This is a genomic window from Microvirga arsenatis (assembly GCF_009910705.1).
Taxonomy (GTDB): Bacteria; Pseudomonadota; Alphaproteobacteria; order Rhizobiales; family Beijerinckiaceae; genus Microvirga; species Microvirga arsenatis.
Genome location: NZ_JAAAXJ010000024.1, coordinates 1 through 15141, shown reverse-complemented (window position 1 = coordinate 15141; position 15141 = coordinate 1). Strand labels below are relative to the sequence as shown.

10 protein-coding genes are annotated in these 15141 nt (G+C 61.1%); 7 read left to right on the top strand and 3 right to left on the bottom strand.

Annotated features, from left to right (window positions below):
- Positions 1-110: 110 nt before the first annotated feature.
- Entirely contained in the window at positions 111-1442 is a 1332-nt protein-coding gene (locus tag GR303_RS22080; protein ID WP_161726232.1) for a solute carrier family 23 protein, read from the bottom strand.
- Positions 1443-1604: 162 nt separating this feature from the next.
- On the opposite strand from GR303_RS22080, the gene GR303_RS22075 reads away from it, so the two are divergent.
- Positions 1605-2624 carry an alpha/beta hydrolase gene (locus tag GR303_RS22075; RefSeq protein WP_161726230.1) on the top strand — a complete coding sequence of 340 codons (1020 nt, stop codon included), beginning with the start codon at positions 1605-1607 and terminating at the stop codon, positions 2622-2624.
- Positions 2625-2633: 9 nt separating this feature from the next.
- Here GR303_RS22075 and GR303_RS22070 read toward each other — a convergent pair whose 3' ends face one another.
- Both GR303_RS22070 and GR303_RS22065 read right to left on the bottom strand, forming a co-directional pair.
- Complete coding sequence (locus GR303_RS22070; protein ID WP_161726228.1) at positions 2634-3581, bottom strand: NAD(P)/FAD-dependent oxidoreductase; 948 nt, start codon at positions 3579-3581, stop codon at positions 2634-2636.
- A 234-nt stretch (positions 3582-3815) separates the two neighbouring features.
- The gene (locus GR303_RS22065) at positions 3816-5810 is read right to left on the bottom strand and encodes an acyltransferase family protein (RefSeq protein WP_161726226.1); all 1995 of its coding nucleotides are present in this window, start codon (positions 5808-5810) and stop codon (positions 3816-3818) included.
- Positions 5811-6476: 666 nt separating this feature from the next.
- On the opposite strand from GR303_RS22065, the gene GR303_RS22060 reads away from it, so the two are divergent.
- The 6 genes from GR303_RS22060 (at position 6477) to GR303_RS22035 (ending at position 15065) form a co-directional block, all read left to right on the top strand.
- Positions 6477-8267: a glycosyltransferase gene (locus GR303_RS22060; RefSeq protein ID WP_161726224.1), complete on the top strand. Its 1791-nt coding sequence runs from the start codon at positions 6477-6479 to the stop codon at positions 8265-8267.
- 275 nt (positions 8268-8542) lie between these two features.
- Positions 8543-9835: a glycosyltransferase family 4 protein gene (locus tag GR303_RS22055; RefSeq protein WP_161726223.1), complete on the top strand. Its 1293-nt coding sequence runs from the start codon at positions 8543-8545 to the stop codon at positions 9833-9835.
- Positions 9836-9866: 31 nt separating this feature from the next.
- Positions 9867-11951, top strand: coding sequence for a glycosyltransferase (locus GR303_RS22050; RefSeq protein ID WP_161726221.1), 2085 nt, complete (start codon positions 9867-9869; stop codon positions 11949-11951).
- Positions 11952-12268: 317 nt separating this feature from the next.
- Complete coding sequence (locus GR303_RS25565) at positions 12269-13144, top strand: GNAT family N-acetyltransferase (protein WP_161726219.1); 876 nt, start codon at positions 12269-12271, stop codon at positions 13142-13144.
- A 2-nt stretch (positions 13145-13146) separates the two neighbouring features.
- Positions 13147-13917 (top strand): PIG-L deacetylase family protein, encoded by a 771-nt coding sequence (locus tag GR303_RS25560; RefSeq protein ID WP_161726217.1) that lies wholly within the window; start codon positions 13147-13149, stop codon positions 13915-13917.
- A 140-nt stretch (positions 13918-14057) separates the two neighbouring features.
- Positions 14058-15065 carry a glycosyltransferase family 2 protein gene (locus GR303_RS22035; RefSeq protein ID WP_246205830.1) on the top strand — a complete coding sequence of 336 codons (1008 nt, stop codon included), beginning with the start codon at positions 14058-14060 and terminating at the stop codon, positions 15063-15065.
- Positions 15066-15141 lie beyond the last annotated feature (76 nt).

The window sequence follows — 15141 nt, the reverse complement described above, 5'->3', positions numbered from 1 at the left end:
AAGTGGATGCGGAGCTCCGGCTGGCCCGTGGCGGCAGGCCGGGCGCAAGACGAAGCCCGCGTTGAGGCTCAACGCGGGCTCGGTAGGCGTGTTCCTGGGACGGGCGGGCGCTATTCCGCCGGATGCGGCCGCTCCGCCGTGGCCGGCGCCATCCTGAGAAGGTGGTAGAGAATGATCGCACCGAAGGTGGCCGTCCCGATGCCGTCGAGGGTGAAGCCGGCCACGTTCAGCTTGAAGTTGCCGGCGCCCAGAACCAGGGCCACCGCGACCGTGATCAGATTGCGCGGGTTCGAGAAGTCGACCCGGTTCTCCACCCAGATGCGGCCTGCCGTGGCGGCGATGAGGCCGAACACGACGATGGAGAGACCGCCCAGGACCGGACCCGGGATGGTGCCGATGAAGGCGCCGAACTTCGGCGACAGGCCGAGCAGCAGCGCGAAGGCGGCCGCGATGATGAAGACCAGGGTCGAGTAGATCCGGGTCACCGCCATCACGCCCATGTTCTCGGCATAGGTCGTCATGCCCGTGCCGCCGGCAGCGCCCGAGAGCATGGTGGCCAGGCCGTCGCCCATGAAGGCGCGGCCGAGATAGGGATCGAGGTTGCGGCCCGTCATGGCGCCGATCGCCTTGATGTGCCCGAGATTCTCGGCCACCAGGATCACGGCCACCGGAGCGATCAGGCTGATCGCCCGCATGTCGAAGACCGGGCTCTGGAAATTGGGAAGGCCGAACCAGGACGCCGCACCGATCTTCGAGAAGTCGATGGGCTGGCCGAGGCCGAGCACGTTGGCGCAGATGAAGTAGATGAGGTAGCCCAGCGCACCGCCGATCAGCACCGGCAGGCGGCGCCACATGCCCGGGGCATAGACCGCGACGAGGCCGACGGCGACGACGGTGGCCAGCGCGATCCAGCGCGCGAAGTCGCTGCCGTTCTGGTTGTCGGGGGTGACGCCCGAGGCGCTGTTGATGGCGATGGGTGCAAGCACCAGGCCGATGGCGGCCACGATGGCCCCGGTGACCACCGGCGGCATGAGACGCTCGATCCAGCGGTGGCCCGCCAGCTGTACCACGAGCCCGATGAGGAAGTAGAGCGCGCCGGCCGCCACGATGCCGCCGAGCGCCAGGGGAATGTTCGGGTTGGGGCTGCCCACGCTTGCCCCCGTTGCCACGAGGACGGGCCCGATGAAGGCGAAGCTCGAGCCGAGATAGCTCGGCACCCGCCCCCCGACCACGAGGAAGAAGATCAGCGTGGCGAGGCCGGAGAACAGGATGGACACGTTCGGATCGAAGCCCATGAGGATGGGCGCCAGCACCGTCGCGCCGAACATGGCGACCACGTGCTGCAGGCCGACGACCACCATCTGTCCGGTCGGCAGCCGCTCGTCCGGCATGACGACCCCTTCGGTCTTCAGGCTCCACCGCGGCAGGAAACTGTCGGTCATGAGATCCCCCCAAACTATGACGCACCGGGCTGCACCGTAGACCCGGGAATGCCGGAATGGCTAGGGAGGATCGACACTTATTAACCGGCGAGAGCAACGGAATTCTGGACAAGACGCCTGCCGGCGTTCACATCTTCCTGCCTGCAACGAGCGAGGACGACGATGCGCAAGGATCATCACGCACCGGAAGGGACCGTGCACCGCCTCTGGATCGACAGCGACTGCCTGAAAGGCAACCTTCTCGGCGATCCCTCCCGGCGGCGTATCGACGTCTACGTGCCCGCAGGCCATGACGGCCGGGGCCTGCCCCTCCTCGTCGACCTCGTCGGCTACACGGCGGGCGGTCCCGCCCATACCAACTGGAAGAACTACGGCGAGAACGTGCCCGAGCGCCTCGACCGGCTGATCGGCTGCGGAGCCATGCCGCCCGTCGTGGTGGCCTTCCCCGACTGCTTCACGCGGCTGGGCGGCAACCAGTATGTCGACAGCGCCGCCATGGGCGCCTGGGAGACCTTCCTGATCCGCGAGATGCTGCCCTTCGTGGAAGGGCGGTTCGGCTGCGGCGGCAGCGGGCGGCGGGGCGTCTTCGGCAAGAGCTCCGGCGGCTTCGGCGCCATGGTCCATGCCCTGCGCCACGGCGGCTCGGTATGGGCCGCCGCCGCCTCCCATTCCGGGGATGTGGGCTTCGAGTATCTCTACCACCTGGGCGAGTTCGCCGGAGCGCTGCGCCACCTGGCCGGCCACGACATGTCCATCGAGGCCTTCCTCACCAAGTTCGAGGCCGGCCCCAAGGCCAAGGACAAGGACTGGCACACCCTGATGCTGCTGGCCCAGGCGGCGAGCTTCGACCCCGATCCTGGCCAGTTCTGCGGCATCCGCCTGCCCGTCGACATGGACACCTGCGAGATCATCGAGGAGCGCTGGGCGAACTGGCTGCGCTGGGACCCGCTGCGCATGGTGGATGATGCGGCCTGCCAGGAGAACCTGCGCAGGCTCAAGGCCTTCTACATCGATTGCGGCGACATCGACCAGTACAACATGGTCTACGGCTCCCGGATCATGCGCCGCAAGCTCCAGGCCGCCGGCATTGCCCACACCTACGAGGAGTTCCACGACGACCATTCCTCGGTGGACTACCGGATGGACATCAGCCTGCCGCTCCTGGCGAAGGCCCTGTCCTGACGGGAGCGCTCAGGCGCCGCCGGGCTCGTCCTCGGTGGGCAGCTCGCAGTGGTTGTGGATGTGTGTGGCGGCCAGGGCCGCATGGCTCATGCCGACCACGATCTGGTCCAGGCCGCGGACGATGTCGCCGGCCGCATAGAGGCCCTTGACGCTCGTCTGGCAATGGCTGTCGACGATGAGGCTCCCGGACGGGTCCTGCTCGGCGCCAAGCGCGATGGCGAGGTCGGAGCGGTACTTGAGCCCGAGGGCCGAGTAGAGCACGTCGAAGCGGTATTCCCGGCCGGCCACGTTGACGGCGGAGATCCGGTCGTTCTCCACCTCCAGGGACTCGACCGGAGCCTCGACCACCTTGATTCCGTTCTCGTCGATCCTGGCCCGCTGCTCGGCATCGAGCTTGAGGGTCTGGCCCAGGGTCAGCAGGGTCACATCCCGGGAATAGGTGCGCGCGATGAAGACCGCCTCCCCGATCCCATGGGCGCCATAGGCGATCACGGCGATCTTCCGATCGCGGGATTCGTAGCCGTCGCAGATCGGGCAGTAGCGGACGAGACCGCGCTGCACCGCGTTGGGCACGTCCGGCAGGTCCGGCTCGATGTCGACGGCTCCCGTGGCCAGCACCACGCGGCGGGCGGCGATCTGGCCCGTCGAGCCGTCATTGCCCTCCACCACCGCCACGAACCGGTCCGGCTGCTTGCTCAGGCCGGTGACCCGCCCGGCCTGGACCCTGGCCCCGTACTGCTCGAGATTGGCCCGCGCCCGGGCCAGGATGTCCTTGCCCGAAATTCCTTCCGCAAAGACCGGGATGTTGTGGCTCGTCGGGATCCAGGCCGCCCGGGGCGTGCCGCTGTCCACCACCGCAAAGCGCCGCTTGAACCGGGCGAGGTAAAGCCCCGTCGTCAGCCCCGCCGGCCCGCCTCCGACGATGAGGCAATCCAAAACTTCCCCGTTCCCGGCCATCCGTTGCTATCCTCCTGAAACTCTGCAGGAGGCACAACTCGCAAGAGGGGGAAAAGATCGGAAAAATGATATGGAGATGGATTCCGACGCATGGATCGAGAATGCCATCCGTCGAGCCGGTCATACGCCGCGCAGCAATCATCGATGGGCCATACAGCCTCAACCCTAGATCCGCTCGACGAAGAGATCGGTCGTCCGCCTCGGGTTACGGCTTGAGCGCTCCTGTCCGCCCCGTCACTGATCAGCCGTCTTGATGCCTATGAAAGGCGCCAGCTTTTCCCTCAATGGCTCGCTCAATGATCTGGCGAATGTTGCGGTCATGTGGTGGCTGTCGCGATAGACCATGGTACCGCCAATGATCGCAGGACAATGCTGCGCGTCGCAAAAGTAATCGGAGAAGTCGAGGATCTCGACGTTTAACATCTTCGCCGTAGAATAGAGATTGTTCCGCCTCAGTGCGCGCTCCCGCCGCGGGACACACTTGGCGATCCACTCCTTGTTGCTCTCGATGCATTTGCCGACATCGAACGAGGGCCGTGGGATCGAGCGGACATGGCGGACATCCAGCCCCAGATCGATCAGGCGTTTCCAGGTGGCAGCCAAAGCCTCTGGGGTGACCTTTCCTTCACCGGGGGAATGAGAGATGAGGATCACATCGGGCCGCTCCCGCGCAACCCAGTCGATCACGTTCTTGGACCATTGCGCGCATTCCGTGTAAGGGCGCTTGAGATCCCCATCGTAGATGGGCTCCACCGAGAAGATGCAGGCCGACTTCGCCAATCCGCGGAAGTAGATGGGCTGCGTGCGCGCAAGCTCTTCGAAGGCCGGAAACCAGTGCGTCGCATGGGAATTGCCGATCATGACGATCTTGGTGCCTGCTTGCGGATTGCCGTAATCGCATGTCAGGACCTCGGTTGCCTCGACCGTCTGATGGCATTTGGCTGCATAGGCGGAGGATACGTCCGCCCTCACCTTTTCCAGCCTCGGCACCATCCTCGCGGGATCTTCCCGTTTCCAGTCGTATTTTGGGTCGAGCATGGCCAGAGCGCCGCGCGGCTTGCCTTGTACGACGGCATCGGCCGGCTCGAGGGCCTCCCGCGCCAGATAAGCCGCCCCCACGGCGACGATCACGGCGATGCTGGCGACACCGGTTGCCATGGTACGCCCCACCGCAAAGCCCGATCGACGGAAAGGATCCTCGACCCAGATCTTGCTGAGATGGGCCAGAGCCAGAGAGGCCAGCAGAAGCACGGCGCCGGAACGGGGGCCGATGGCGCGCCCCGTCAGCTCCCCATAGAGCACGATCAGCGGCCAGTGCCAGAGATAGAGCGAATACGAAATGTCGCCGATATACTGGAATGGACGTGCGTTCAGAAGCGGAGCAGCCGACCAGGGCGACTGGGCCCCGCTCGACAGGATCACGGCCGCCGCCCCGAGCGTGGGCAGCAGAGCCGCGTAACCGGGAAAGGACGTGGCGTCGCTGTAGGCCAAGCAGGCCGCGGCGATGGCCAGGAGACCGGCCGGCCCGAGCCCTGCACGGACGAAAGGCGGGGGAGCGAGCCTGGCCCGGAACACGGCGAGCGCTCCGCCCAGGGCCAGCTCCCAGGCACGGGTAGTGGTGGCGAAATAAGCCACGCCGGGGTTCTGGGGGGTGAGCGTGATCGAATAGGCCAGGGAGGCCGCGCCGATCAGGCCGATCATCCAGCCGAAGGCGGCGCGCGGGGTCACGGCGGTTCTGCGGACGAGGGCGATGAGAGGCAACAGAATGAGCGGCCAGACGATGTAGTACTGCTCCTCGACCGAGAGCGACCAGAAGTGGTTCATCGGCCCCTTGGCATCGTCGGCCAAGTAGTCGACAGCCTGGGCGGCAAGAAACCAGTTCTGGACGTACAGCGCGCTCGCCACCAGGCTGCCGGCGATGTTCGGCCATTGGGAGCGCGCGAACAAGGGCAGGCACAGGGCCACCGTGAGCGCGACCAAGGTGGCGGCCGGCAGGAGACGCCGGATCCGGCGGGCATAGAAGCCGGTTACGCTGATCCGGCCGGTGGCTTCGAACTCCTTGAACAGCGAGCCGGTGATCAGGTAGCCGGAGATGACGAAGAAGACGTCCACTCCTACATAGCCGCCCGGCACCGCCGCCGGCCAGAGATGGTAGAAGAGCACAGCCAGGACCGCCACGGCACGAAGGCCCTGGATCTCCGGAACAAGGTGATGCCGGGTGGGAATCATAACTAAACTTTATAACTAGAGTATTCGTGGGACATATTCGGAAACCGGCTCCATTTGCAAGCTTGAGCGGGTCTCTGTCGGTTCTGCGGCAAACGTGGCCCGCTGGCGGCAGCCTTACCCGGATCCGTGGGGGTCAAACCGGCTTGCCTCTTCGCAAGATATCTTGTCACATGAGGTTGCCTTTACGCCCCCTCGTCGCTAACGCATTGTCCCAGCAAGAGCATTCAAGCGGACATGATGCGAACCGTACTCCGAGCGGCCCTCTTCCTCGTTCCTCAACCGGTCAGGCGGTGGATGAAGGCCCTTCTTCCTTCCAGGGTCGCTGGAGCCATTTCCAGGCGTGCCGCGCTTCCCGCTTCCGCTCCGAAAGCCCCGGACGAGAAGAGGCCCCTCAAGAAGGACCAGGAGAAGGCGGAACAGCCGCCGCGCGAGGCCCCGGCCAAGCAATTGTTCGATGCCGCTTGGTATGTCACTCGATATCCAGATGCCCCCACGGATCCTGACGAAGCATTCCGGAACCATCTCGAAGCGGGCATGAGGAAGGGCCGCTTTCCCAACCCCTTTTTCGAGAACTTCCGCCGCCCCGCTCGGGCGCATATTCCGCAAGAGCATCTCTATCGGGTGACATCCTCCCCCATCCTCTGCCGCGTGCCTCCCACGAGGTATTTGACGCCCTATCAGACCAAGACCCGACTCCATAAGCTCTACAACACGTTCGACGAGTATCTCCGCCGGGCCATGATCAACCCTGACACGATCGGTCCCGAGCTGTGGGAAAGCGATCTCCGTGTCGTCGCCTATATGGACAACAGCAAGCGAAAATTCGCAGCCGACGCGTCGACGGCGCCTCAGGATGCTCTGGTCAGCGTCATCATGGCCACACGCAATCGTGCGCCCATCGTTGCCGATGCGATCCTTTCGGTCCTGATGCAATCCTATGAGAACTGGGAGCTGATCGTCGTCGACGATGCGAGCGACGGCCATGAGACAGAGATCGTCGTCCGGCAGTTCGGCGACAGCCGTATTCGCTATCTTCGCCTTGCCGGGCGGACCGGAATCGGTGGAGCCCGCAATGCCGGAATCGAACGATCGGCCGGCAGCCTCATCGCCTATCTCGACGATGACGATCAATGGGATCCCGATTGCCTGCTCATTCTCTCGAGCCGAATGCGGCTGCAGGGCGCACGTCTGGCCTATGGCGCCCTTGCCATGTGGGAGGGGTTCGATCCCGCTGCACGCTTGGGAGCAGCTTTCAAGGGTATTCGGTTCGCGCCCTTCAACCGGAGCCTTCTGGAGAATACGGACTACATTTCTCCGACAACCCTCATCCATGAACGCGACCTGCTGAACGAGGCAGGACGGTTCGATGCCTCCCTGAAACGGCACGTCGGCTGGGACTTCGCTCTCAGGCTGACGGAAGTTGCAGCGCCGGTTGCCATTCCCTGCCTCCTCGGCCATTCCTTCCAAGGGAAGGCGGATGACGGCGGTCCGACGATCCCTGACGGGGACTCCGATCTGGACGAGATCCGGTCAAGGCTCGCCCTGCGAGCGGATTGGGCGCAGCCCTTCACGACCAGCGATGGGAAGTCGCACTTGGCTGTTTCCACCGCAGGAAAGGCTCGCGAGCGCCGGCTGGAGAAGTTATCGGGATTGCCCGTCGAGCCGGTTCAGATCGTCATCCCGAACTACGAGTCCGCCGGCGAGCTGGAGATGTGCCTGCGCTCCATTGCAGAGCATACAAGAACTCCCTATCGCATCGTGATCGTCGACAACGGATCCTCGGACGAGACTTATGCGGAACTCGAAAAGCTCCCGGGGGCTTTCGACAATGTCCGCCTGATCAGAGAGAACAGCCATTCCGGCTTCAGCTACGCCGTGAACCGGGGATTGGCTGAGGTGATCGATCGCGACGAGAAGATCCTGATCCTCAACAACGATACGCTTGCCACACCCGATTGGCTCGATGAATTGCGCTACGTCATGTTCAAGCACGAGGATGCAGGAATGGCCGTTCCCCGCCAGGTTCTGCCGGCAAACAGCAGGATCTTCAGGGTTCACGTGCCCGGGGCAACCGGGGCGCTCGAATGCGACATCAACCTTTCGATCCACCACAGCAACATCCTCGATCCGGATTTCGACCGGGATGATGGCCTGATCGAACTGACCTATGCGCCCCTCTTCTGCGGCCTCGTGCGGCCGGAGGTGATCAAAGCGGCCAACGGTCTCGACAGCGCCAACGCTCCGCATTACCGCTCGGACTGGATCCTGTGCGACTTCATGCGAAGGCACCTCCGCCAGCGGATCGTCTACACGCCGCACAGCAAGGTCTACCACCTCCAAGGGGTCGCGACGGACAGGAGAAGAGTCTCCGAAGGCTTCCTGGACCAGCACCCTTCCCGGAGCGCCGCTTCAAGCGTTCCGGACAGCACGGGTCAGACGCAAGCCAAGTCTCAGTAGCGCGCCTCATCCGCACCTGACCCTACTCATTGCCCAGTATCCGCTAGAGATCAGAGGATGGGAGAGCGGATTCAACTATGATGCAGGCACTCAGATTCAGTAAATTTGCTTTCGATAGAGCTCAATACATGCGACCGGAACAAGATCGATCCGAGAGTTGATCACCTCTTCATTATCGGCTACTTGACCGCCATTCAAACTCTGGCTGGGGTGGCGCTGGTACACCTGGAACGTGAACAATCCGTCGCAGAACCACCGCTTGGAGCAACTAGGCAATGACAGAAACCTCGACGGTGTCGACCTCTCCTGACCGCTCCAGGCTCCGGACGATTGTGCATCTGGTACAGGACGTGTCGAAGATCGGCGGCATTCCCGGGCGCGTGCGCAACACCATCGCCGCCGCCCAGGGCCGCCCCATCCGCCACGTCTGCCTCTCGGCCAAGCGCGATCCGGCCTTTGCGCCCGCGCCCGACACCTTCGTGGCCGACGAGGATGAGGCGGGCGTGCTCGCCTTCCTGGCCGCCTGCCATGCCACCGACACGGTGGTGGTCACCCCCAACTCCGTCTTCCGCGCCTTCTCCCCCGCCATCCAGGAGCAGCTGGCCCGCCTGCCCCTCCTCCACATGGCCTCGGGCCAGCTCGCCTTCATCCTGCAGGACTCGGAAGTGCTCGCCCATCTCGACTTCATCGACAGCTACAGGGTCTCGCGCATCCTGTGCCTGTCGGACATGGACATGAGCTTCCACCGCCAGATGGGCCTCCACGAGCTCACCAAGATCCGGCTGCCGGTAGCCACCCGCGCCCACAACGGCTACAGCCCCGAGACCAACCGCTTCGTGACCTATGTCGGGCGCATCGACTTCCACACCAAGGGCGCCGAGCGCCTGGTGCCGGTGGCCAGGCTGATGAAGGAGCGCGGCCTGCCGCCTTTGCGCATCTTCACCACCGACAGCCTGAACTCGCCGGATCTGGCGGCCTTTCTCGCCCTGCTTGCCGAGGCGGGGCTGAGCGAGTGGGTGGAGATCGTCTACAACGTCACCGACAAGCAGGTTCTGTACGGCGAGGCCTCGGTGGTGCTGCTGCCGTCGAAGAAGGAGTCGTTCGGCAACGTCATCCTGGAGGCGTTCTCGTTCGGGGTGCCGGTGATTGCCACGAGCTATGCCCCCGGCCCGGCGGAGGTGATCCGGCATGGCGAGGACGGGTTCCTGCTCGACGAGTTCTCGGCCGAGGCGGTGGTGGGGCTGCTGGAGGGGCTCTCGCCCGAGCGGCGGCTGGCGCTGTCGCAGGCGGCGTTTGCGCGCCATCGCGACTACTCGATGGAGCAGTACCTGAGCGCCCTCGAGAGCATCGCCGCCGATGCCGCCCTCGCCTTCCCGGGCAAAAACAGGGTCAGAGCCTTCCCAAAAATCAGAGCGGCAGAGGTGCTGAGAGCGCGACTGAAGGAGGCTCGCAGGGAGATCCGATTGATGGAGAAGGAGATGCGACATGTGAAGGAGTCATTCTCCTGGCGCATGACCGAGCCCTTCCGCCTCATGAAGATGAAGTTGAGCCGCAAGCCCCATCAGTAGGTTGAGCCGCCGCATAAACAGAGATCCACCCATGAATCCCATTCTGACGGTCGGCGTCACCACTCACAATGAGCGGGAGAATATCGCGGGCCTGCTCGACCGCCTTGCGCAGCTCGATGACCGGCGCTTTCGGATCGTGCTGTTCGACGATGCCAGCACGGACGGCACCGCCGCTCTGGTTGCCCAGCACCCTCTCTCCAAGAAAAGCCACTTCAAAGCTCATTTGGCTGAAGCCAATTTCGGTTCGCCTTCCATCGGGCGCCAGTTCATCGCCGATCAGGCCGAAACCCCCTATGTCACCTTCGTCGATGGCGACGACCTCATCCAGCCCGATGCGCTGACGGCCGTGGCGGCCCGCCTGGCGCCGGGCTTCGATATGATCGTCACGCCCTTCATGAACGGCCGGCGGAGAGAATTTCCGCGGTTCGTGGATCCTCAGCAGCCGATCAACAGCCACACGATCACCCGCATTCTCTCGGGCATCGGAGGGAAAATCTACAACCGCGATGCGCTGAGGCTGCATACCCAGGACAGCGTGAAGGGCCGCAGCGAGGACGTGCGCCTGAACATGCGGATCCTCCTGGGCGGCTTCGATCGTGTCCAGATCATCGACACCGCCCCCTTCTATCTGATCGCAGCCTCCCGCAAGTCGACGCTGTCCAAGAACATCCTTCTTCCGGAGATCGCCGCCCGGGTTCAGAACTACCAGGTTCTGAAAGAGCGCTACGGGATCGACGATACCTATATCAAGAACCTGCACCGCAACCTGCTCAAGGTCGTCCGCGACGATCCGTCCCTGACGGAGGATCAGAGACTGACCTTACGCAAGGCGCTGAACGACATCATGCCGTTCAAGCTCCGGACGATTGTGCATCTGGTACAGGACGTGTCGAAGATCGGCGGCATTCCCGGGCGCGTGCGCAACACCATCGCCGCCGCCCAGGGCCGCCCCATCCGCCACGTCTGCCTCTCGGCCAAGCGCGATCCGGCCTTTGCGCCCGCGCCCGACACCTTCGTGGCCGACGAGGATGAGGCGGGCGTGCTCGCCTTCCTGGCCGCCTGCCATGCCACCGACACGGTGGTGGTCACCCCCAACTCCGTCTTCCGCGCCTTCTCCCCCGCCATCCAGGAGCAGCTGGCCCGCCTGCCCCTCCTCCACATGGCCTCGGGCCAGCTCGCCTTCATCCTGCAGGACTCGGAAGTGCTCGCCCATCTCGACTTCATCGACAGCTACAGGGTCTCGCGCATCCTGTGCCTGTCGGACATGGACATGAGCTTCCACCGCCAGATGGGCCTCCACGAGCTCACCAAGATCCGGCTGCCGGTAGCCACCCGCGCCCACAACGGCTACAGCCCCGAGACCAACCGCTTCGTGACCTATGTCGGGCGCATCGACTTCCACACCAAGGGCGCCGAGCGCCTGGTGCCGGTGGCCAGGCTGATGAAGGAGCGCGGCCTGCCGCCTTTGCGCATCTTCACCACCGACAGCCTGAACTCGCCGGATCTGGCGGCCTTTCTCGCCCTGCTTGCCGAGGCGGGGCTGAGCGAGTGGGTGGAGATCGTCTACAACGTCACCGACAAGCAGGTTCTGTACGGCGAGGCCTCGGTGGTGCTGCTGCCGTCGAAGAAGGAGTCGTTCGGCAACGTCATCCTGGAGGCGTTCTCGTTCGGGGTGCCGGTGATTGCCACGAGCTATGCCCCCGGCCCGGCGGAGGTGATCCGGCATGGCGAGGACGGGTTCCTGCTCGACGAGTTCTCGGCCGAGGCGGTGGTGGGGCTGCTGGAGGGGCTCTCGCCCGAGCGGCGGCTGGCGCTGTCGCAGGCGGCGTTTGCGCGCCATCGCGACTACTCGATGGAGCAGTACCTGAGCGCCCTCGAGAGCATCGCCGCCGATGCCGCCCTCGCCTTCCCGGGCAAAAACAGGGTCAGAGCCTTCCCAAAAATCAGAGCGGTCGAATATTTGACCATGCAGCCGGTCTCCGCCTTCCTCATGCGACGCTACCGCGTGAGAGAAAGGATGTTTTCTCTGAAGGTCTTTCTGGTAGAGCGGGTACTTCCCTGGCGAGTTGTGAAGGTTACCAAGTGGGTCAAGGCGAAATTCTCTGGAAAGACTTAGATATTTTAGCCGCACTCACATATTTTGTTTATGCCATGAAATGCAAATATTAATCAACATTTATCAGAATACATAGCGCCGTTTATAAATGGATTTTCCTAAGTTAATCGATATTATGACATAGGCACTAATTTGATATGTCAAAGAAAAATTTTTATCCTTCAATATGAAGCTATTAATCTTCTCGACAATTTTTCCAAAAAGGCCATACATTTCTTGGCCGCACTAGAATTAAACGCTAAACCTTGACTGCTTTCCTAGTCTCGTGTGACAACTCCAAACGTTTCGCTCCGCCTCAAGTAAAGGGAGACTCCTTGATGACTGAATTGAGGTTTTCCCCATGCACAATCCGCCCAGGTGAACTCACCCAGTATGCCAATCTTCTAAGGGCTTGCTTTCCAAAGAGTCATGATCGCTACACTGATAGATATCTTTCCTGGCTCTATCTGGAAAACCCGGACGGACCAGTGGTCGGATTTGACGCTTGGGACGGAGATAGCCTTGCCGCCCACTACGCTTGCATTCCCATTAGAGCGCATTTGGCTGGGGGTGAGGCGAAGGTGCTTCTATCCCTCAATACGGCTACTCATCCATCTTACCAAGGACGTGGTCTCTTCACGAAACTTGCTCGTCTTACCTATGAGAGAGCGGCAGAGAGCGGATATCTCGCCGTGATAGGAGTAGCAAACGCCAACAGTACGCCCGGATTTCTAACTAAGTTATCATTTCAGCATGTTGCCTCACTAAAAGCCCTCATCGGATTTGGCCCGCTTCGCGTCACACCTGAGATCGTTCAGAATCGTTCATCCGATTTCGTAAGATTGTGGTCGCCTCAGGCCCTTGCTTGGCGCTTGGCAAACCCCTTCCGACCTGTGCGAGTGGCAGCAGCTAAGCCGGGGCTGGTAGCTTTTGGAGCCTCCACAGGAATCCCTGGGTTCACTGCGTGGTCCGAGCGCCCAGTGGATGCTAGCTGGAACATCAAAGCAAAGCCATCCTTAACGGCTACCGGAGCTCGAGTATTCCTTGGCCTTCTTCCAGAAGGCGAACGTCACAGTTCATTCTTTTGGAATATCCCGGCACGTCTGCGGCCCGCACCTCTAAACTTTATCTATAGACCCCTCCGGGAAACTGCACCCAAGAAAATTGTGGCGGAGCGGATATTCTTCGATTTTCTCGACTTTGATGCGTTCTAATAATGCCCAAAACTAAACTGTTCCTCCTGCCGCATCAAGACGATGAATTTGGCGTCTTTCACCTCCTGGATGTAGCTGTCGCTGCAGATAACCAACCTCTGATCGTTTACCTTACGGACGGTGCCTTTGGGCGCGCAACTGCTGCTATGCGGAATGCGGAAAGCACAAACGTCCTCGAGCGCCTTGGAATTAGGAAAGAACGCATCTGGTTTCTTGGTCTAGAACAATCAGTTCCAAATTTAGGACTTCGGCATCATTTAGAAAATGTGTTCACAAGCCTATTAGCATACCTCCAATACATGAACGCTGAAATAGAGGGGATTTATTCACCGGCTTTTGAAGGCGGGCATCCAGACCACGATGCTGCAGCTCTGCTTGCTGTTGCATTGGGTCGACACCTTAACATCTCGAATCAAATTTGGCAGTTTCCTCTCTACAATTCCTATAGATGCACCATTAGACCCTACAGAGTCCTCACTCCTATCTTGGAAGCAGGAGCTGTGTTGCGCGAGCAGATTCCGCCAGCACGCCGGGCAGAGCACCTCTCTCTGTGCCTTCACTACCCGTCGCAAGCGCGTACATTTGTAGGCCTATTCCCGTTTATCCTAGGTCACTACATTGCGAGCGGCACTCAGCAGCTTCAGCCACTCCACCCCTTGACGACCTTGACTCGACCTCACGATGGTTTGCTGCTGTACGAGCGTCGCCGCTGGTTAACATGGGCCGCATTCGAGCAAGACGTCAGGGACTTCCGAATGCTAAGGCTCTCATAATCTGCTCAGAGAGCCTAATCCATCCACAATGCGTCAATAAGCTTCCATTTCCATCTGCCCGTTCAGGCCGGGCAACATTGCTCACACGATTGCAAATTGGTACAGAGCACAGATTGATTCCAGATAGGCAGAGAATATCATTGATCGCGGTAGTCATCCCAACGTATCGAGCGAGATCAAGCATTCTATCAGTTCTCGCCCAAATTGGTCCAGAAGTAGACAAGATTTTTGTTATTGATGACTGCTGCCCTGAAAAGACGGGAAGTTTAGTTGAGGAAAAGTGTACTGACCCTCGAGTTACCGTAATCAATAATCCGACGAACCAAGGGGTAGGCGGAGCGACTCTCAGGGGGTACCAAGCTGCGGCCCAGCATGGCGCCACGGTTATCGTCAAGATTGATGCCGATGGTCAGATGGACCCGACCCTCATTTCGGATTTTGTGAAGCCAATTCTATCCGGCAGAGCCGATTACACCAAAGGGAACCGCTTTTTCAACGCAGCTTCCTTGGCGCCGATGCCTCCCATCCGGATATTCGGAAATGCAATCCTCTCTCTTATGACCAAATTTTCAACAGGCTACTGGAACATCTTTGACCCTTCGAACGGTTATACAGCAATCCATAGCAGCCTCATTCCTCTCCTTCCTGCCAACCGCATTGCTAAGCGCTTTTTCTTCGAAACAGATATACTTTATTACCTGGGCTTGCTACGAGCGGTAGTTCTCGACATACCGATTATGGCCCACTATGGGGACGAAGAAAGTAATCTTAAAATAAAATCGATCCTAATTCCATTTCTGGGAGCTCATTTCGCCCGGTTCTGGAGAAGAGTGGCCCTGCAATACTTCCTCCGAGATTTCTCCTTTGCGTCTTTGTGCATAGCCGTGGGAATGCCGCTGTTTCTATTCGGTCTCCTTTACGGAGGTAGCAATTGGATCGTTCATGCAATTGCAGGAACTGAAACACCCACTGGAACCATCATGCTCGCTACGGCATCGCTGTTGCTCGGGATCCAGTTTCTGCTCTCATTCTTTTCGGCGGATATTGCCACCGTACCACGCCATCCACTCCACACACTGCTCAGCCACCATATTCTTGGTGCCGTCGCGAGTTGTGTAGGAATTCGGGTGGCGCGATCTCCGGTATGAAGATGGTATTCGGTCAGGCGGCGAGGTCAATCGTCTCCTTTGTTTCTGATGCTTGTGGGAGTGTCTTCCAGCCGTC